This is a genomic window from Halioglobus sp. HI00S01, assembly GCF_001635445.1.
In the GTDB taxonomy this organism is placed as follows: Bacteria; Pseudomonadota; Gammaproteobacteria; order Pseudomonadales; family Halieaceae; genus Halioglobus; species Halioglobus japonicus.
The window spans coordinates 42,292-61,095 of record NZ_LWEE01000025.1 but is presented as its reverse complement, the minus strand read 5'-3'; the positions used below and the strand labels follow the sequence as shown (position 1 = coordinate 61,095).

Annotated in this window: 15 protein-coding genes and 1 pseudogene; 13 read left to right on the top strand and 3 right to left on the bottom strand. The window is 57.5% G+C overall.

The features are described from left to right. Nucleotides 1–65 precede the first annotated feature (65 nt). The gene (locus A3709_RS05245; protein ID WP_231871108.1) at nt 66–1,379 is read left to right on the top strand and encodes a BamA/TamA family outer membrane protein; all 1,314 of its coding nucleotides are present in this window, start codon (nt 66–68) and stop codon (nt 1,377–1,379) included. A 1-nt stretch (nt 1,380) separates the two neighbouring features. Here the strand turns inward: A3709_RS05245 and A3709_RS05240 are convergent, their stop codons facing one another. Continuing rightward, entirely contained in the window at nt 1,381–2,481 is a 1,101-nt protein-coding gene (locus A3709_RS05240) for an alkene reductase (RefSeq protein WP_066051138.1), read from the bottom strand. A 176-nt stretch (nt 2,482–2,657) separates the two neighbouring features. Here A3709_RS05240 and A3709_RS05235 point away from each other — a divergent pair, with 176 nt between their 5' ends. Continuing rightward, a complete protein-coding gene (locus A3709_RS05235) occupies nt 2,658–4,382 on the top strand; it encodes an SLC13 family permease (RefSeq protein ID WP_066051136.1) in 1,725 nt (574 codons plus the stop codon). Here A3709_RS05235 and A3709_RS05230 read toward each other — a convergent pair. Then, nucleotides 4,379–5,224: an alpha/beta fold hydrolase gene (locus A3709_RS05230; protein ID WP_066051133.1), complete on the bottom strand. Its 846-nt coding sequence runs from the start codon at nt 5,222–5,224 to the stop codon at nt 4,379–4,381. The two genes, A3709_RS05235 and A3709_RS05230, sit on opposite strands and share 4 nt — an antisense overlap. A gap of 162 nt (nt 5,225–5,386) precedes the next feature. Here A3709_RS05230 and A3709_RS05225 point away from each other — a divergent pair, with 162 nt between their 5' ends. The 3 genes from A3709_RS05225 to A3709_RS05215 all read left to right on the top strand — a co-directional run bounded on the left by A3709_RS05225 (nt 5,387) and on the right by A3709_RS05215 (nt 8,096). Beyond that, complete coding sequence (locus A3709_RS05225; protein ID WP_156507576.1) at nt 5,387–6,022, top strand: nuclear transport factor 2 family protein; 636 nt, start codon at nt 5,387–5,389, stop codon at nt 6,020–6,022. 3 nt (nt 6,023–6,025) lie between these two features. Then, a complete protein-coding gene (locus A3709_RS05220; RefSeq protein ID WP_066051130.1) occupies nt 6,026–7,090 on the top strand; it encodes an alkene reductase in 1,065 nt (354 codons plus the stop codon). A gap of 79 nt (nt 7,091–7,169) precedes the next feature. Next, nucleotides 7,170–8,096: an NAD(P)-dependent oxidoreductase gene (locus tag A3709_RS05215; protein ID WP_197484074.1), complete on the top strand. Its 927-nt coding sequence runs from the start codon at nt 7,170–7,172 to the stop codon at nt 8,094–8,096. On the opposite strand, the gene A3709_RS05210 is transcribed toward A3709_RS05215, so the two are convergent. Continuing rightward, the gene (locus A3709_RS05210; RefSeq protein WP_066051127.1) at nt 8,097–8,855 is read right to left on the bottom strand and encodes an SDR family NAD(P)-dependent oxidoreductase; all 759 of its coding nucleotides are present in this window, start codon (nt 8,853–8,855) and stop codon (nt 8,097–8,099) included. A 233-nt stretch (nt 8,856–9,088) separates the two neighbouring features. Between A3709_RS05210 and A3709_RS05205 the strand changes: the two are divergent. From A3709_RS05205 to A3709_RS05170, 8 genes and pseudogenes are all read left to right on the top strand, one after another. Then, nucleotides 9,089–9,304 (top strand): annotated as a pseudogene (locus tag A3709_RS05205) (AraC family transcriptional regulator ligand-binding domain-containing protein); the annotation flags it as partial. 36 nt (nt 9,305–9,340) lie between these two features. Continuing rightward, the gene (locus A3709_RS05200) at nt 9,341–10,006 is read left to right on the top strand and encodes an AraC family transcriptional regulator (RefSeq protein WP_066051122.1); all 666 of its coding nucleotides are present in this window, start codon (nt 9,341–9,343) and stop codon (nt 10,004–10,006) included. Between the two features lie 94 nt (nt 10,007–10,100). Further along, a complete protein-coding gene (locus A3709_RS05195; protein ID WP_066051119.1) occupies nt 10,101–10,853 on the top strand; it encodes an SDR family NAD(P)-dependent oxidoreductase in 753 nt (250 codons plus the stop codon). Between the two features lie 419 nt (nt 10,854–11,272). Beyond that, nucleotides 11,273–13,063 carry a DUF1302 domain-containing protein gene (locus A3709_RS05190; RefSeq protein ID WP_066051115.1) on the top strand — a complete coding sequence of 597 codons (1,791 nt, stop codon included), beginning with the start codon at nt 11,273–11,275 and terminating at the stop codon, nt 13,061–13,063. A gap of 44 nt (nt 13,064–13,107) precedes the next feature. Beyond that, a complete protein-coding gene (locus A3709_RS05185; protein WP_066051112.1) occupies nt 13,108–14,469 on the top strand; it encodes a DUF1329 domain-containing protein in 1,362 nt (453 codons plus the stop codon). An 84-nt stretch (nt 14,470–14,553) separates the two neighbouring features. Continuing rightward, the gene (locus A3709_RS05180) at nt 14,554–15,630 is read left to right on the top strand and encodes a YCF48-related protein (RefSeq protein WP_066051109.1); all 1,077 of its coding nucleotides are present in this window, start codon (nt 14,554–14,556) and stop codon (nt 15,628–15,630) included. Nucleotides 15,631–15,654: 24 nt separating this feature from the next. Then, complete coding sequence (locus A3709_RS05175; protein ID WP_066051106.1) at nt 15,655–18,051, top strand: RND family transporter; 2,397 nt, start codon at nt 15,655–15,657, stop codon at nt 18,049–18,051. Beyond that, nucleotides 18,051–18,680 carry a DUF3313 family protein gene (locus tag A3709_RS05170; RefSeq protein WP_066051102.1) on the top strand — a complete coding sequence of 210 codons (630 nt, stop codon included), beginning with the start codon at nt 18,051–18,053 and terminating at the stop codon, nt 18,678–18,680. Before A3709_RS05175 ends, A3709_RS05170 begins: the two co-directional genes overlap by 1 nt. Nucleotides 18,681–18,804: the final 124 nt, after the last annotated feature.

The window sequence follows — 18,804 nt, the reverse complement described above, 5'->3', positions numbered from 1 at the left end:
GCTAGTCGCTGGACTGGAGATCGCCGATAATGTCCGCCACAGACCTTTTGTCGGCCGAAACAACAATGAATAGATACGCCTCTATCGTTCTTATTTTGTCCTGCATGCTGGCCACCGTGGCGCAGGCCCGGCCGCCGGTGCAGGTGAAGTCGGCGGTGGACCGTCTGGAGAACACCGGTTCACTCGGGGAATACATGGTGCTGCCTTATGCGTTCGCGGCGGAGAGTACTGACACCGTGCTGGGAGTCGGGGGTATGCGCAAGGGCTTTTATCAAGATCAGATGCTCGTAGGCGGCACTGCCTTTGCGGGCGAAGAGAGTTGGGGAGCGTTTGCCGGTGTCTGGGATTACAACACGCCCTGGTCAGATCGCTTGTTTGTGTCAGTCACCGGCATGCTGGGCTACTACCCGCAACACCGCGCCTACACCTGGCCTCGTGAACTGGATCTGCCGCCGGATGTGATACGCCCGGGGGCCAACGATTCCAGCGAGGACCTTTTTCTCGAGTCCAGCGGCGATAGTAACTGGTGGGAGATGCGCTTTGACTATGTGCTGCCAACGGGCAAAGGTCGTGATTCAGCCATTGCCCACTATGAGCTGGAGGGTGGCCTTCTGGTTTCTGAAGGTAGTGGCGGCCCGCGGTGGAATCCGTTGGAGCATGGCGTGACGGTGGCGACGTTGCGCCAATATAACCGCTATCAGAGCTTCGAGTACGAGCGGGCCGGTGATCTGGACGGCACTATTCATGCGTTTGAGCTGGGGCTGTTGCACGACAATACCGATTTTCCGATTAATCCCTCCCAGGGAAGTTGGCAGTATGTGGCCTTGCACCACGATCCAGCCTGGCTCGATTCTGAAGATCAATGGACGTTTGTCGAGGCAGAGGCCGCCAAATACGTGCCCCTTGGCGAGGATCGCTTCGCTCGCCAGCGAGTGCTGGCGCTCAATGCCTGGACAGGCTATTCGCCGAGCTGGCGAGAGACGACCAACGATATTGGTGGCGTGCGTATCGAGGACGCGCCACCGTATCTTGAGGGGGCAAGCCTGGGCGGCTTTTATCGCATGCGCGGGTATCGGGATGCCCGCTTCCACGATAAGGCTTCAATCTATGCCAGCGCGGAGTTGCGCTATACGCTGCGCTACAACCCGGTTAAAGACCTGGATTGGCTCCGGTTCCTGCGCCTGGACTGGTTCCAACTGGTGGGCTTTGTTGAAGGGGGCAGTGTAGCACCAGACTACGACTCAGAACTGCTGGAAGACTGGCACAGCGATGTGGGGCTAGGCCTCAGGGCGATGACGGGCGGTATTGTGGTGCGCTTTGATGTCGGTTGGTCCGACGAAGGCAGTAATGCCTGGGTGATGGTGGGGCACCCGTTCTAGCTCATTCCGACGCTGCAGGCTGATCGCTGTAGCCTTCACTGGCCCCGCCATACCAGAACACCGGTTCAATATCGTCATTAAGTGGCTGGCCGCTGGCATGCCGCGCTACCCAATCCGGTGTCGACATCAACGGCCGGCCGATAGAGACAGCCTGGGCGTGACCACTGGCCAGGGCAGTGCGGGCGCTTTCGAGGTCATAGCAGCCATTGGCCACCAGATTACCGCGGTAGAGCTTGCGCAGGTCGGTTGGCGAGAAGCCCAGATCTGAGCCACCGCCGGTATCCACTGCTAGCGAGTCAAAGCCCCGCTCGACAATTTCCAGAAACGCCAGTGGGCGCTTGTCCAGTTCACTCACCGCATGGCTGAAGATCGACTCGGGATGACTGTCACTGCAATCCCAGGTCACCGTAAACGGAGACAGGCGCACCGAGGTGCGCTCACCGCCAATGGCATCGCACACAGCGTCGGTTACTTCAAGCAGGAAGCGGGCGCGATTTTCCACGCTGCCGCCGTAGTCGTCCTCGCGCTGATTCACCCCGTCTCGCAGGAACTGATCGATCAGGTAGCCACTGGCTGCGTGGATTTGTACGCCGTCAAAGCCCGCCTCGATGGCATTCAGGGCCCCCTGGCGATACTGGTTGACGACACCGGCAATTTCATCTCTCGTCAGCGCCCTCGGTGGGGTGCAGGGCTCAAAACCATCGGCCGTAAAGGTGTTGACCTCACCGGCGGTTGCCGAAGACGACACGGGTTGCTCGTCGTTTGCCTGCATTTTGCTGTGCGAAACCCGGCCAACGTGCCATATCTGGCAGATGATGCGCCCGCTGGCGGCGTGCACTGCATCGGTAACCCTGCGCCAGCCTGCGATCTGCTCTGCGGTATGGATGCCCGGGGTGGCGATAGAGCCAGTGCCCTGGTCCGACACTTGAGTGGCTTCGGTGATAATCAGGCCGGTGCCTGCACGCTGTCGGTAGTAGTCGACCATGATGTCGTTAGGCACGCGCTCCGGTGCCCGGGCGCGGGTCATGGGCGCCATCAAGAAATGATTGGCCATGGCAAAACTTCCCAGCGTGACGGGGGAGAAGGGGTCTGCTGTGCTCATGATTCGGTCCTGGTTATTGTTAAGGCGCAGGTATTATTATCGCCAAGCGAGGTGTCGCGCCAGCGCTGGCTGGCGATACCGCTGCGGGGTCTGCGACGTCATACCGCGCCCCGCCTGTTGTCGCCGACCACGACAAACGGATATGCTTGGCGTTTTATCCAAGGGCGTGTCGCTTAATGATTGACCAGCTGCTGATTGCCGGAGTGTTTATAGCTCTGCTGGCCATTCTCATTTTCACCGATTGGCCGGCGGTATGGGTGTTTGTGTGCTCCATGCTTTCGGCATACTTTCTCGGTCTGGTTGAGACTGAACAGGTGTTGGCGAAAGCGTCCAACATGGGGCTGATGACGCTGATTATCCTGCTGCTGGTCTCCGTGGGCCTGGAAAAGTTGTCCTGGCTTACTCGATTGTCCGGCAAGTTGATCACCCAGGGCTATGCGGCCAGCCTGTTGCGCCTCGGTGCTGTCACAGCGTTTTTCTCTGCCTTCGTCAACAATACGGCCGTCGTTGCAACGCTTGCGCATACCGTGCGCAGTAATCGTCACCACCCTGCGTCGCGTCTTCTCATCCCTCTGTCCTATGCCGCCATACTGGGCGGTACGATGACCCTCATCGGCACCTCAACCAACCTGATTGTCAGCAGTTTCCTGGAAGATGCTACCGGCGAGGGGCTGGCGTTTTTCGACTTCTTCCTGGTGGGCCTGCCTGTCACATTGATCGGATTAGTGGTCATTGTATTTAGTTCTAGATTGCTGCCGAGCAGCAGCGCCGAGCAAATCGATATCAATGAGTATCTCATCGAGGCCGAGGTCGAAGCCGACTCCGAACTTGTCGGTAAAAGCATTCTCGATAATGGCCTGCGTGAGCTCGACGATTTGTTCCTCGTGGAGATCGTGCGCGGAGAACATTTGATTTCACCGGTGGCGCCAACAGAGTTCATTGAGGCCGGCGACAAACTGATCTTTTCGGGTGATATCAAGCAGGTGAACGCCTTGGAGACGTTTCCGGGCTTGCGCCTGTTTGCCATAGAGGAGGGCTTGCTGCGCGAGAATATGACCGAGGTCATCGTCATGCCCAATGCCTCAATTGAGGGCAAGACCATCAAGGAAAGCGGCTTCCGTTCACTGTTCGACGCGGCGGTGGTCGGTATACGTCGGGGTGGTAAGCGGCTGTCCGGTAAGCTCGGGAATATCACTATTCAGGCCGGTGACAATCTGATGTTGGCCGTGGGCGCCGACTTCAATGAGCGTAAGAATCTCGACAAAAATTTTGTAGTCATCGATAACACGGTCAGCGGCGCAGCAGCGACTCCCGCTCAGAACTACTTTATTACTGCGACCCTGATAGCAGTGGTGGCGATGGCAACTGCGGGGCTGGTGCCACTCATTAAGGGGATGGCATTTCTGCTGGTGTGTATGCTGGTCATGGGCGTGGTGCGCGGTTCCGAATTGCGTCGCCGCTTCCCCTTTGAACTGTGGTTGATTATCACCTCGGCGCTGACGCTTTCCCAGGCGGCCACCAATGCCGGCGTTGTTGCGGGGCTGGCTGATTTGCTCCATGTGGCTCTGGGCGGATTGGGTCCCTGGGCGGCGATGGCGGGCATATACTTCGGCACCTTGCTGCTCACCGAATTAATGACGAACAACGCGGCCGCAGCCCTGGTCTTCCCGATTGCGTTCGGCCTGGCCGAGAGCTTTGGTATCGATGTCATGCCAATGGTGATGGCGGTGGCATTCGGTGCCAGCGCGAGCTTCCTGACGCCCTATGGTTACACGACCAATCTGATGGTCCAGAACATCGGTGGTTACAGCCTGCGCGATTACTTCCGCAGCGGTCTGCCATTGTCGATTTGCTATTCAGCTGCGGTGTTGGTGCTTATCCCGATGGTATTCCCGTTCTAGCTGACTAGTTTCGCCAGCCAGTCGACTATGCTGAGCCTGGCGCCGTCAGGTTGACGCGCCCACTGCGTGTGCCCCAGGTAGTCTCCCTGTTCAGCCTCTCCCAACCTTATGCGGGTAATACGGTCCTGCTGAAAGGGCATGCGCGCTCGCATAAGCGCCGCTTCGGTCGTAAAGCCGTCGCGCTCAAACTCCAGCGCCAGCACGGGGCCAGTGTAGGCTCCGCGGGTGGCGAGATCTGTATGTTTGTCATAGTTGAAGTCGCCGCTCAGCGCCCACTGGCGCCACTGCGCCATCATGGCAGTGGACTCGCGCGACCCGAAGCCCAACAGGTCACCTGGATAGTAGCCGGGAATGAACTTGAATACGGGGATAACCGCGCACAGAAATTTTAATAACCGACGCTGTGCCGCCGGGAAGTCGTCGCAATAGGGAAAAGCACAGGCCAGATGAACAACCCCGGCCAACTGACGGGGGTTACAGGCCGCGTAAATGGTGGTCAGGTGTCCGCCCAGGCTATGTCCTCCCATCACCAATGGTCGCCCCGGGCATTGTTGCTCCAGCCATTCAAGGGCAGCAGGTATGTCGTAGTCGAGCATGTCGTCGAGGGAGTAGCGGCACCGATAGTCCGGGCGCAACGAGCTTGTCCCGTGGCCGCGCTGTTCCATGATGGCAACCGGATGACCGGCAGCGGACAGCTGTGATGCCAGCGTCCTGTAAAGCTTGGCCTGAATCCCAAGAGCAGGCAGGAGTAAAAGGCATTGGCCCTCGCCGTCAGAGGGAAACCAGAGCAGGGGGATATCGCTGCCATCGGCAACGCGCAGTTGATGAATGATTGCTTGCATAGTGGTGTCTTGCTAGCCTGGTTCGACACTATAACTATCTGAACCTCAGCGCCAGAAAATACGCGTGAGCGCTAAAGACAAGCAATGTGAGCGCAATGGTCGTTGACCCGATTCGGTCGGGGCTTCTATGCTCGGGTATCACGAATAAGCAAGGCGTATCCCATGGCATCATTGGAGCAGCGGATCGATCGACTGGAGTCGCTCGACGAGATCCGCCAATTGGCCGCCAAGTATTCTCTGTCGCTGGACATGCGCGATCTGGATGCGCATGTAAACCTGTTCGCCCCGGATATTCGGGTAAGCCGTGAGTTGTCTGGCCGCGCCCATCTGAAACGCTGGCTGGACGATACGCTGCGGCTGCAGTTCACCGGCACCTCGCACCATATTGGCAATCACATTATCGAGTTCGATAGCGCAGATTACGCCCGGGGTGTTGTGTATTCCAAGAATGAGCACGAGACGCCCCGTGACGACGGCGGCACCGAGTGGGTCATCATGCAGATGCTGTACTGGGACAATTACGAGCGTATCGACGGCCGCTGGCTGTTTCGGCGCCGGCTGCCCTGTTACTGGTACGCGACCGACCTGAACAAGCCGCCGGTGGGTGACAATAAAATGCGCTGGCCGGATCGCGAACCCTATGCCGGGGCCTACCATGATCTATGGCCTTCCTGGCAAAGCTTCTGGGCGCATCCGCCCGGGGTCGACGAACCGCAGGTCGCTCCACCAGCGCCGCTGGATGCCTTTCTTACCACTATGCGCCGGTGCGCCCTGGAACCAAGAATTCGGGTACGTTGAACCATGCATGACGCCTTGTTTGAAGCTGCGCAGCTAGGTGACCTGAAGCTGCGCAATCGTATTGTGATGGCGCCGATGACGCGCAGCCGTGCCGGCGAAAACGGTATGCCGACCGATGTGATGGTGGACTACTACCGGCAGCGCGCCAGTGCCGGCCTCATCATCAGCGAGGGTATCGCTCCCAGCGCCAGTGGGCTGGGCTACTGTCGCACGCCGGGCATCTACAACGCGGAACATGTTCAGGCCTGGCGTCGGGTGACGGACGCTGTACATGCCGAGGGCGGGCTGATGGTGGCGCAGATCATGCACGTCGGTCGTGTTTCAAGCGCGTACAACAAGCCAGCAGGCAGTGCCACGATTGCACCATCGGCAATACAGGCCCGAGGTGAAATCTATACTGATCAGGCGGGTATGCAGCCCCTGGACGAACCCGTGGCGCTGGCACTCGATGATATTCCCAGGGTGATTGAGGACTATCGACGGGCCACTATCATGGCGCGTGAGGCGGGATTCGATGGAGTTGAGCTGCACTGCACTAGCGGTTATCTGCCTGCGCAGTTTCTCTCGACGGGCAGCAATCAGCGGCAGGATGCCTACGGTGGTAGCGCCAGTCATCGCTGTCGATTTGTGCTGGAAGTGCTGGAGGCGATGACGTCGGTGGCGGGCGCGGGGCGGGTGGGCATGCGTATCTGCCCGGACAATCCCTTTAACGACCTGGCAGATGACGACCCTCAAGAGACCTTCGATACAATGCTGGCTGCCGCGGCCTCGCTGAAACTGGCCTATTTACACACCATCCGTTTGCCATCGGGGCGCGTAGATAACCTGCAACTCGGTCGGCAGTATTTCCCTGACAATCTACTCGCCAACGACAGCTACGGCGCCTCGGAAGCGGCCGCCGCGATTGCCGCCGGCGATATGCAGGCGGTGTCATTTGGGCGCTATTTCATCGCCAACCCCGATTTACCGCGGCGATTGCGAGAGGGTATTGAACTCGCTCGCTTCAACCCGGCAACACTGTATACGCCAGGGCCAGAGGGCTATTCCAGCTACTCGCCGCTGGCCTGAGCCGAAATAAGGCCAGGTGTGGAGAACAAGCTTTTATTACTAGTGTTATAGCGATCAATAACAACAATGAGGAGCAACAATGACAACAACACCCGTAGACCTGACAGGACGTAAAATTCTCATTACCGGCCCCACCGGGCAGGTAGCGTTACCTGTGGTAGAGCATTTCGCCAAAATCGCCGATGTGTATGCGCTGGCCCGTTTTTCAAAGCAGGAGGACCGCGATCGCATCGAGGCGCTAGGTGCCAAAGTTATTGCCGCCGATCTCGCTGATCGCGATACGCTCACCGCCGTTCCGGAAGATATTGAATACGTACTGAACTTTGCTGTCGTGAAAACCGGCAATTTCGAATACGACCTGAAAGCCAATGGAGAGGGTGTGGGTAACCTGATGCTGCGCTGCCGCCGCGCCAAAGGCTTTCTGCATTTTTCATCGACGGCGGTTTACGACCATGAAGAAGGGCAGAAGCCGCGTGTGGAAAATGCGCCGCTCGGTGACAGCCACCGCGATATGTTTCCGACCTATAGCATCTCCAAAATCGCCGCCGAAACCGTGTGTCGGTTTACCGCTAGGCAGTTTGATATTCCGGCGACAATCGCCAGGCTCAGTGTTCCCTATGGCGACAATGGCGGGTGGATGTATTTCCACTTGCTGATGATGCAGCAGGACATGGCCATTGATGTCCACCCAGAGCGACCGAATTATTTCAATCCATTGCACGCGGACGATTACATCGAGAAAATTCCCTATTTGCTCGGGACCGCTTCGACGGAGGTCACAACGGTCAATTTTGGCGGTTCAGAGAAAGTCTCGGTAGAAGAGTGGTGTGAGTATATTGGCGAGCTGACAGGGCTGAAGCCGAACTTTAACGAAAACCCCAAGGCCTTTGGTTCGCTGGCGATCGACCCGACGTATATGCACGAACTTATTGGCCCCACCCGGGTGAGCTGGCGCGATGGCATCCGGCGCCAGATTGAAAACCTCGCACCAGAGGCACTGATCTAATCAGCGTATAGCGCCTCCGCCATCCACCGAGAGAATCTGTCCGGTGATGAACGAGGCGCGATCGCTGCACAGAAAGACCACCGCCTCGGCAATTTCGTCCGGTTCACCGAGTCGATTGAGCACGGCGGTTTTCTTCAGCCCTTCGGCCTTCTCCGGCTGTTCTTCAAAGTACTTCTCAACGCCGGGGGTTCGAATCACGCCGGGTGACACGGCGTTAATGCGAATGTTTTCCCGGCCGTATTCGCCGGCGGAGCTTTTGGTGAGCAGATTGACGCCACTTTTGGCCGCGGCGTAGGCAGTATTAAACGCCTGACCGCGCAGAGATGCATTGGAGGAAATGTTGACGATGGCACCGCCGCCTGCAGCCTGCATTGCAGGGATTTCGTACTTCATGCACAGCCAGGTGTTGGTCAGGCACATTTCCAGTGTCTGGTCGAAGACCTCGCGCTCGTAGAGGTGGATAGGGCCAGAGCCGCGGCTCAGGGCAGCGCTGTTGCAGGCAATGTCCAGGCGGCCGAAGTAGCTGACGGCGGTGTCTACCATGGCGGCGACAGAGTCCTCTTTGGAGACATCACCAAATACGAACAGGGCTTCGCCGCCGGCTTCGTTTATCATAGCGGTGGTTTCTTTGCCCATATCGCGATTGAAGTCAGAGACAATGACCCGGGCTTCTTCGCGGGCGAAAGCCAGCGCAATGGCTCGCCCAATACCTTGGCCGGCGCCGGTGACAAGACCGATTTTATCTGCAAGTAGAGTCATCAAATGTTCCGTTGTCAGGCTCTGGTGCAGTGATGATAACCTTGTTTGTTCAGAGCTGTAGGGCACAAAGAGTCACAATGATAGACATATTCAACCGGGATCGGGTAGGGCCGAGATAACCGTTGCCGCGAAAAAGTTCACCCGGCGCGCTGGGTGAGCAGATCAATCTGGCACCTGCAGTAGTCGCATCGCTGGCGGCAGACGAAGCGCTGCCTGCGTGACAGTGTTCCCGTCTCTACCAACTGGCGGTGGGCGAGATGCAAACCCTGAAGCAGCCACTGCCCTGGGCGGCGGGGGTGGGCAGTGAAGCTTTTGCCCTGATGTGTCACTGTATGATCTCCGCGCGCACGCCGGGTGAGGCCCTGCGCCTGGCGGCGCGCTATGAAGCCATGCTTTATCCGATGATCGGCCACTGCGTTGAACTGCGCGAAGATGACGGACAGGCCTAGCCGGGATGCCACATTCGTTTCACCGAACAGGGTGGGGTGCTCGCCCCCGAGAGGTGGGACAGCGCTGAATACCAGGATACGGTGGCCAAGGCCTCTGGCCTTCTGGTGTGGCAGGGATTGTGTGGCTGGATGATCGGTCAGTCGCTGGAAATCAGTGCGGTGAAAATCGGTGCCGCGTTTCTCAATAGTGCCTATAGCCGCAGTCTGGCGGGTAGCTTCTACTGTGAGTCGGAATTTGATGCCAGTGACAACGGCTTTGTGTTTCCCACTCATTGGCTGGACCGGCGTGTGGTTCACACGGCAGATTCGTTGCAGAATTTTCTGGATAATGCCATCTATGAGTCGCTGTCGTTTGAACAGCAATCGGCCAGTACCAGTGCGGCCATTAAATCCCTAATTGCCATTGATCTCCCCTCGGGGTTGCCGTCTTTCACCCGCGTGGCCCAATACCTCAATATGTCCGAATCCAGTTTGCGACGGCGCCTGCAGCGCGAGGACACCAGCTACCAGAAGCTCAAGGACGAAGTGCGCTGCGAAGTGGCCATAGACAAGTTGCTCAACGAAGACATCAAGGTGGCCGATCTCTCGGATTATCTTGGCTTTACCGAACCCAGTTTCTTTGTGCGCTCCTTCAAGCACTGGACCGGAGAGGCGCCGCGGTCCTATCGCGAGCGCTTGAAGGGTTTTGCCCAGCAACACTGACCCCAGGAGTCTGCAAATTTGAACGCATGGGCTTAGCAGCCAGTCTGCTACCGGCGCATAATGTGCAGCACCTATTCACCGAAGAGATTCCAACATGATGTTAAAAGACAAAGTTGCCCTCGTGACAGGCGCGGGGCAGGGCGTGGGGCAGGGCATTGCGCTGGCATTGGCCGCAGAGGGTGCCAGGGTTGCCGTCACGGGGCGTACCGAGAGCAAACTTGAGACTACCTGTGAGTTGATTCGCGAACGCGGTGGCGACGCACTGCCGGTCGTATGTCAGGTGAAAGACGAGGCATCGCTGGCTAACTGTGTCGAGGCGGTGGTCGATCATTTTGGCGGGTTGCAGATTCTGGTGAACAACGCCCAGGAGGTGCCGCTGGGTGAACTTCATCAGGTCACCGATAAAGCCTTTATTGCAGGGTTCGAGTCCGGGCCGCTCGCCACAATGCGTATGATGAAGCTGTGTTATCCGCACCTCAAAGGCGACGGATGCATCATCAATCTGGGGAGTTCTTCGGCCAAGCGCTGGGACATTAATGGTTTTGGTGCCTATGCCGCCACCAAGGAAGCCATCCGCGCTCTGAGCCGGGCCGCTGCCTGTGAATGGGGCCCGGAGGGCATCCGAACTAACGTCATACTGCCCCATGCCAAGTCTCCGGGCCTGGAATGGTGGACACGCGAGTACCCCGAGCAGGCCGAGGAATTCATCCAGAGCATTCCCCAGCGGCGCATCGGTGAATGTGAGGAAGATATTGGTCGATTCGTTGCCCTGTTGTGCAGCGAAGGCTCCTGCTATATCAACGGCCAGTCTATCGCCGTTGATGGTGGCCAGTCCCTGATCGGCTGAGGTCACTTCCCCCTGGGGCAGGCTTTGCCGGGCAGTGCAGGTTTACAAACCCCCGTATTGGCCTAAAATCACAAAAGCCTGTCCCATATCAATATCTTGGCGTTTTGTTATGTATTGTAATATCGTCCGCGGATAACGATCTGGTTTAACTTGTTGCCCTCTGTTCAGTTCTGGGGTGGCGTGACAGGTCAGTTTTGCCCCTGGGTATGGGGCTGTTGTCGATGGGTTTATCAAACGCACCGCAGGCACCGGGCGCAGAATCGTCCACAATAATCAGCCTATCCGACAACCCAAAGCGTATGAATGGCACCGGAGTAACGCCGCTCTTCAGGGCGTGAATGACGGGCCAAATAACAATACAGGCGGCTATGCCGTCACACGAATACACAATGCAATACCTACTCGCAGAGGGAAGTAACATGAAAAAGAAGCTGCTAGCACTGTCGGTTCTTACCGCCATCAGCACGCAGGCTCAGGCGTTCCAGTTCGATACGTCAGATGATTGGGAAGTACGTTGGGATAACACCATCAAGGGTAACCTGATGGTGCGTACTGAGGATCAGGACAAGCAGATCACAACACCGCATTGTGCCTATAAGGGCTGTGCCTGGTGGCTTGCTGATGACAACACCCTGTCTGTCGACAAAGGCGATATCGTCAGCTCCCGTATCGACATCCTCTCCGAGTTCGATGTGATCTACAAAATGGATTACGGCTTCCGAATCAGTGCCGCTGGTTGGTACGACTATGCCTACAAGGACAGCGACCACCCGAGCGACCGCATTGCCACCTGGGCAAGCGCCAGCGTGTCACCCGGTGAATACACTGACGCCGCCGATGAATATCACTACTTTGGCGGCGAAATTCTTGACGCCTTTGTCTTTGGTAACTGGGACATCGGCGAGACCTCGCTGGGTGTTCGCGCTGGTCGCCACACCATTTACTGGGGTAACAGCCTTCTCGCTGTAGGTGCTATCAACGGCTTCGGTGGCTCCATGTCGCCCATCGACTTTAACAAGGCGCTGTCTGTACCGGGCTCCGAGGCCAAGGAGTTGTTCCTGCCCACCGCCAAGATCTCTGGTGTGTGGCAGCTCACAGACAACCTGACCGCCAACGCGTTCTACAATTTTGAGCACGAGCGTCACCGCCTGCCGGAAACGGGTACGTTCTTCAACCCGGCAGCCGGCCTCACCGAGAACACTGACTTTGTCGTATTTCCGCCCACTATCATTGGCGAAGACCTGACCAATCCGCTGCGTGCCGGTTACCGGGTAGACCACAAGGACCGCACCGAATCCGGGGACTGGGGTGTTAACTTCCAGTACTGGATTGATGCCTGGGCGCTGGAAACCAGCTTTATCTATATGAATGTGGTAGATCGCAACCTGCATGGCCTCGCCGCGGGTGCCGACTTTAACCGCACCTTCCCGCTGCTGGCTGGTGGTGTATATCCCGACCCCACGCCCGGCTGGGACGAAGGCGCCCGCGCCATCGGTGATGGCTACTGGGTGTTTACCGAAGATATGGACGTCATGGGTGTTTCCTTTGCTAAGGAAATCGCCGGCATTAGCTTCGGTCTGGATATTGTGTACCGCCCCGATACGGCTATGGCGCCTGAGCTCGCCGCTGCTCTGACTCGCGCTTACAACGTCCCCGAGGAGCTGGAAGGCCTGGTTCAGGGCCTCGGCTTTGACGTGATTCGCAATGGCGACACCGAATTCCTGGATCTCTATACCTCCGACAACACAGTAGCGCCCCTGGGCGATACCTGGTCAGTGGTCGTCAACGGCGTAGGCCTGTTGGGCGACAATGGCCTGTGGGAGGGTGGTAGTTACATCTTCGAAGTGACTGCGGCTATGCTGGATGACTGTACAGAGAATTGCAAACTGCTGGATCAACGTATTAAGGAGGGTCGAGTAGTGACGAGCCTGGCGGGTGTGTTCCGTCCCACCTGGTATCAGGTGTGGCCTGGCATTGATCTGACCATTCCGATGAGCGTGAACTACACCATCGATGGCGAGAAGTCGCCCTTCACCTTTGGCGGTGACGAAGAGGGTGGAAGCGCCAGCCTGGGTGCTGAGCTGAGCATTAACCAGACCTGGACCGCGCGCGCAGCCTACAACTGGCGCTTCGGCCCGGTACTGGCTGGCATCGGTGGTCTGCTGACTGACCGCGATAACTTCGCTGTGACCGTTAAGCGTACTTTCTAATACTGAACTATAACGAACGAAAAGCTGTAGACGAGGAATTCAATATGTTGCAGAAGAAAACCCTGGCAGCCCTTGGCCTGAGCGCCCTGATTTCCGGTGCTGCCTTTGCCGCAGTATCGCCTGAACAAGCTGCGCGTCTGGGTCAGGACCTCACGCCCATGGGCGCTGAGGCCGCCGGCAATGCCGATGGCTCCATTCCTGCCTGGAACCCGCAAGGTTCACCGATCCCCGCAGGCTTCGTGGAAGGCTCAGACAATTACATCGATGCCTACCCTGACGACGAAGTGTTGTTCACCATCGATGTGAACAATTACAAGGACTACGCCGAGAACCTCACCGAGGGCACCGTGGCGATGTTCGAAAAGCTGGGTGCCGATGGCTTCAAGATGGACGTCTACCAGAGCCGTCGCGATTTCGTGACGCCTGATTGGGTGTACAACAACACCGAGAAAAACGCCACCGGTGCAACCCTGGAAGATGCCGGCCAGCGGGTGGCCAATTCCTATCCGGGCGTGCCTTTCCCGATTCCCCAGAGCGGCCTGGAAGTGCTCTGGAATCACCTGACGCGCTATCTGACCGACCACTCGGTGACGTATGACACCTACTACGTCAGCTCTAACGGTAAGCCGATTCTGTCGACGACCGGCTTCATGACCAACGTGATGCCCATGTACCGCACGCCGGACAAGATCATGGACGACACCCCGTGGTTGAAACTGCGCATCAACTACAAGGCACCTGCGCGCCGCGCCGGTGAGATTCTGCTGGTGCACGAACCGGGCGCTGACTTTACCAAGGGCAAGGGCCGCAAAGCCTGGCAGTATCTGACCGGCCAGCGTCGTGTGCGCCTGGCGCCAGCGGTATCGTTTGATACGCCTAACCCCGGTGTTGCCGGTACATCCACCTACGACGACTCGTTTATCATCAATGGCTCTCCCGAGCGTTTTGACTGGAAACTGGTTGGCAAGAAAGAGATGTATGTGCCTTACAACTGCTACGACTTTGTCTTCCAGACTGAGGTGAAAGACGCGCTGGGCGAGAAGTTCCTCGATCCGGCGCTGATCCGCTGGGAGAAGCACCGCGTGTGGATTGTGGAAGCCAACCTGAAAGACGGCAACCGCCACCTGTACTCCAAACGTCGTTTCTACATCGATGAAGACAGCTGGCAGGGTCTTGCGGCCGAGAACTACGACGGCCAGGGCAACATGTGGCGAGTACAGTACGCCTACGGCGCAAACCTATATGACATCAAGTCAAACTACCACTTTGCCTACGGTGCCTACGATCTGCTTCAGGGCATCTACAATATCAACACCAAGCCGGCGCCTGGTGGCTTCAAAAATGGCGTAAGCCAGAACGACAAGTACTTCAGTCCCAAGGGCATGGCCCGCGGCGGTGTACGTTAAGTTGGTCTAGCCAAAAGGGGTGCCGTAGGTTGCGGCACCCCTTTTTTATTTGGCACGCGAATAATTGGATATTCTGAGATGGGAATGAAACGAGCACTATTAGGTTGCTTTCTGGCCCTGGCCATCGCGCCGTGGTCCGGGGTTATGGCCAAGAGCTATGACGTCCTCGAACTGCCGGCGGTGAAGAGTGATTTGGCGGCCAAGTCGCTGATCTTTACGATTCGCCAGTATCACGGCACCTGGTACGCCACTGGCCATCATGGCCATATTCTCTTCTCGGAGGATGGCGGTGATAGCTGGACCCAGGCTGAAGTGCCCGTGCGCAGCGCACTGCTCGATATCCACTTCCCGACCCCGGAACTGGGTTGGGCCGTGGGCCATGAAGGGGTAATCCTGCATTCGAAGGACGGTGGTCGTACCTGGGAAAAACAGTACGACGGCCTGCGTTACGGTACCGAGGGACTGGAGTTTTATCGACAGCTCGCGGAGCAGAATCCCGACGATGATCTCTACCCCTATCTCATGGATGAAATGCAGTTCGCTATCGATCAGGGCGCCGACAAACCCTTGTTCAAGGTGTACTTCCACGATGCGAACTACGGCCATGCGCTGGGTGCCTACGGCATGATTCTGCGCACCGAAGATGGCGGCCAGAACTGGATGCATGTGCTGCACAGCATGGAAAACGATTCGTTTTTCCACGTCTTTGACTTCGCTCCGCTGACGGAAGAGGGCAAGTTCTTCCTGGCCGGCGAAGCCGGATTGTTCATGATCGGCGATGCAGTCGCTCAGAAGGGCTCGCTGGTTGAGAATGTTCCCTGGGAGGGGAGTTTCTTTACCGCTGAATCAGCTGCTGACGGTGCCATTGTGCTGGGCGGGCTGCGTGGCAGAATGTTCCGCACGGTTGATGCAGGAGAGACCTGGGCAGAAGTACAGAAGCCACCGGGTAGTTCGCTGGTCGATTCCGTCACGCTCAAGGACGGGCGCATGATCTTCGCCGGTATTGCCGGGGATATGTTTTTTAGCAGCGACAATGGTCAGACCTTTAACTATCTGCCAGTGCGTGCCGGCGGCCGGATTTACACCGTAGAGGATGGGCCGCAAGGCTTCCTGCTAATCGGCGGCCCCGCCGGTATCCAGAAACTCGCACTGCCACAATAACGACGCAAGACCGGAGAGCACAACATGGCGCACGCTGAAAATTCAGACCTGCCGATTATTTCGGATCTCAGCGAATTTGATTTCAATTCGGGCACCTTACTCGAGAAGTTGGTGTTCAACAACCGGGCGGCGGTCATGGTGCTGTGCGCCCTAGTCACCCTTGTCCTGGGTTTCTTTGCTGTTCAGATTGAGCTGAAAGCCGGGTTTGAAAAAACCCTGCCCAAGGCCCATGAATTCGTGATCAATTACCAGGCCAACAAGAATGACCTTAAGGGCCTGGGTAACAACCTGCGGGTAGTTGTCGCCGTTGAAGAGGGCACTATCTTCACCCGGGAAAACCTCAAGTTCCTGGAAGAGGTGAACGATGCGGTTTTCTTCATTCCTGGCGTTGACCGCAACGGCATGAAATCGCTATTTACGCCCAATACCCGCTGGCGGGTGGTCACCGAGTTGGGCTTTGAGGGCGGGCCGGTGATTCCCGGAGACTTCGATGGCTCGGACGAGTCCATTGCCGAGGTGAAACGCAATATTCTGCGCGCCGGTATCAGTGGCGACCTCGTAGCGAATGATGAAAAATCCGCGGCCATTATTATTCCGCTGCTGGACAACAATCCGGAGACGGGTGAGCGTCTGAACTACGCTGAACTGAGTGACAAACTCGAGGAGATTCGCGCCAAGTATACCGAGGGCGACGACAACCGCTCCATTCATATCATTGGCTTTGCCAAGCTGATTGGCGACCTTATCGACGGTCTATTCTCGGTGATGATATTTTTTGCGATTGCCGTCGTCATCGCCACAGTACTGCTGTACTGGTATACCCGCTGTCTGCGTTCCACGATTATGGTGATCGCCTGTACCCTCGTGGCGGTGCTCTGGCAGCTGGGCATTCTGGCCATGCTTGGCTACGAACTGGATCCGTTCTCCATTCTGGTGCCGTTCCTCATCTTCGCCATCGGTGTGTCCCACGGTGCCCAGAAACTGAACGGCGTGCTGCAGGATATCGGCCGCGGCACTCACCGCTATATTGCTGCGCGCTATACCTTCCGCCGCCTGTTTCTGGCCGGTGTAACGGCACTGTTGTCTGACGGCGTCGGATTCGCGGTCATGATGATTATCCAGATTCAGGTGATTCAGGACCTGGCGGTAACCGCCAGCATCGGCGTGCTGGTGCTCATTTTTACCAACCTGATTTTGATCCCGATTGTCCTGTCCTACACCGGTGTGGGAAAGACCTGCGCCGAACGTGCCGCACGTCCGCCCAAGTCCATGGAAGAGATGCACGCGGTCTGGCGATTCCTGCTGCTGTTTACCAAGCGCGGACCCGCTGCGGCTGCCATAGCCCTGAGTGTAGTGCTGGCGGGCATCGGCATTTACGTGGCCCAGGATTTACAGATCGGTGACCTGGACAAGGGTGCGCCGGAGCTGCGGCCGGATTCCCGGTATAACCAGGATGTGGCCTTCATGATTGAGAACTATTCGGTGAGTACCGATGTGTTCGCGGTTATCGTCAAGACGCCGCTGGACGGCTGTATTGATCACGAGGGCCTGAGCCTCGCCAATGAGCTTGAGTGGCGTCTGCGTCAGGTTGAGGGCGTTGAAGATGTGCGCGGGCTGAACGTGCGTACTCGTGAAATCATGATGGGCATTAACGAGGGCTTCCCAAAGTGGCAGGCGCTGTTCCGCAACCAGGATACCGTGAACTATGCGGTGAGCGAACTGGTAACGCTGGAATATGTGGATCCGGCCTGTTCCATCTGGCCTATGCTGGTGTACTTGGCTGACCACAAGGCGGCGACCTTGACCCGGGTGGTGGATGCTCTTGAACAGTTCAATGCCGACTGGGGCGATATCGAGAAAATTGAGTTCATGGGCGCTGCAGGCAGCTCCGGCTTTGAAGCGGCGACGAACATCGTGGTGAAACAGGCCAACCGCGAGATGCTGTTTTATGTATACGGCGCCGTTACCCTGTTGTGTATGTTGACGTTCCGCTCCGTGCCCGGCGTCGTGTGCGCGGTATTGCCGCTAATGCTCACCTCCATCCTCTGTGAAGCACTGATGGTGTGGTTGGGTATGGGTGTGAAAGTAGCTACGTTGCCTGTGATTGCCCTCGGGGTGGGCATTGGTGTCGACTATGCCTTATACGTGTTAACGGTGATATTGGCGAAAGAAAAACAGGGGATGGACCTCACCACCGCCTACTACGAAACCCTCAACTTTACCGGGCGGGTAGTGGCTCTGATTGGTGTAACCCTGGCTGCCGGTGTCATCACCTGGGTGATGTCACCGATCAAGTTCCAGGCCGATATGGGCATTCTGCTGACCTTCATGTTCATCTGGAATATGTTTGGTGCGCTGATTTTGATGCCCGCACTGGCCTGCTTCCTGGTCAAACCCAAACCTGACGCGGAGCACGCCTGATGATACGGCGCCTCGCAATAGTGCTTTGCGCGCTCTGGCTTGCAGGGTGTGCAACGCCAGAGGTGGGGCAGGAGGTCGCTCCCGAATTCGCCAGTGAAGGGCTTGTGGCGGTCAGCAACAGCGGTTTTAGCGAGGCGTATGTGCTGCCCGATGCCGGTTTGCCTGGCTATCGGGAGGTCGCATTTGACCCGCTCGATCTCAGTCGACTCGAAGTGACCCAAACCACAGTGACGGGCACCACCCGCAACCAGTGGCAATTGACACCCGAGCGCGAGCAGGCGCTTATTGCCTCCTGGCAGGGTGCCGCGACCCGGGCTTTCGATGACTACCCCCGTGAGGGCGACAAGGCTCGTCTGACGTTGTCAGCAGCGCTGCTACAGGTAGCTCCGGGCAGAGGTGTGGCCAGTGAAACAGCCGCCAGCGGGTCACCGATTTACGGTACGTCGGATGTTGTGGATATTAGTGCGGAATTTCGTGTGCACGATGCTGACAGCGGCCAATTACTGGCGGTGATTCGCGATCGGCGCACGATCGCGTCGCTACAGTGGGGCAGGGCGGCCGGCCCGGATCTGGCCGACCTGTTTAATCGTTGGGCAGCGCTAATGCATACCCGGGTCTCGGGGCGCTAGTTCAGCGACCGTAGCGGTCCGATCCCAGATCCGCTTCCACGTGGCTGTTACCCAGTGCTTCCTGCAGCACGCCTGCGGCCAGAATGGCGACGCCCATAGAGACGATATAGGTCATGGTCTTTCC

Bases quoted from the DNA above. Each gene is read 5' to 3' on its own strand.
- A3709_RS05195 (WP_066051119.1), top strand. From the start codon at position 10,101: ATGATGTTAAAAGACAAAGTTGCCCTCGTGACAGGCGCGGGGCAGGGC.
- A3709_RS05175 (WP_066051106.1), top strand. From the start codon at position 15,655: ATGGCGCACGCTGAAAATTCAGACCTGCCGATTATTTCGGATCTCAGC.
- A3709_RS05170 (WP_066051102.1), top strand. From the start codon at position 18,051: ATGATACGGCGCCTCGCAATAGTGCTTTGCGCGCTCTGGCTTGCAGGG.
- A3709_RS05240 (WP_066051138.1), bottom strand. From the start codon at position 2,481: ATGAGCACAGCAGACCCCTTCTCCCCCGTCACGCTGGGAAGTTTTGCC.
- A3709_RS05190 (WP_066051115.1), top strand. From the start codon at position 11,273: ATGAAAAAGAAGCTGCTAGCACTGTCGGTTCTTACCGCCATCAGCACG.
- A3709_RS05245 (WP_231871108.1), top strand. From the start codon at position 66: ATGAATAGATACGCCTCTATCGTTCTTATTTTGTCCTGCATGCTGGCC.
- A3709_RS05220 (WP_066051130.1), top strand. From the start codon at position 6,026: ATGCATGACGCCTTGTTTGAAGCTGCGCAGCTAGGTGACCTGAAGCTG.
- A3709_RS05215 (WP_197484074.1), top strand. From the start codon at position 7,170: ATGACAACAACACCCGTAGACCTGACAGGACGTAAAATTCTCATTACC.
- A3709_RS05180 (WP_066051109.1), top strand. From the start codon at position 14,554: ATGAAACGAGCACTATTAGGTTGCTTTCTGGCCCTGGCCATCGCGCCG.
- A3709_RS05235 (WP_066051136.1), top strand. From the start codon at position 2,658: ATGATTGACCAGCTGCTGATTGCCGGAGTGTTTATAGCTCTGCTGGCC.
- A3709_RS05225 (WP_156507576.1), top strand. From the start codon at position 5,387: ATGGCATCATTGGAGCAGCGGATCGATCGACTGGAGTCGCTCGACGAG.
- A3709_RS05210 (WP_066051127.1), bottom strand. From the start codon at position 8,855: ATGACTCTACTTGCAGATAAAATCGGTCTTGTCACCGGCGCCGGCCAA.
- A3709_RS05230 (WP_066051133.1), bottom strand. From the start codon at position 5,224: ATGCAAGCAATCATTCATCAACTGCGCGTTGCCGATGGCAGCGATATC.
- A3709_RS05185 (WP_066051112.1), top strand. From the start codon at position 13,108: ATGTTGCAGAAGAAAACCCTGGCAGCCCTTGGCCTGAGCGCCCTGATT.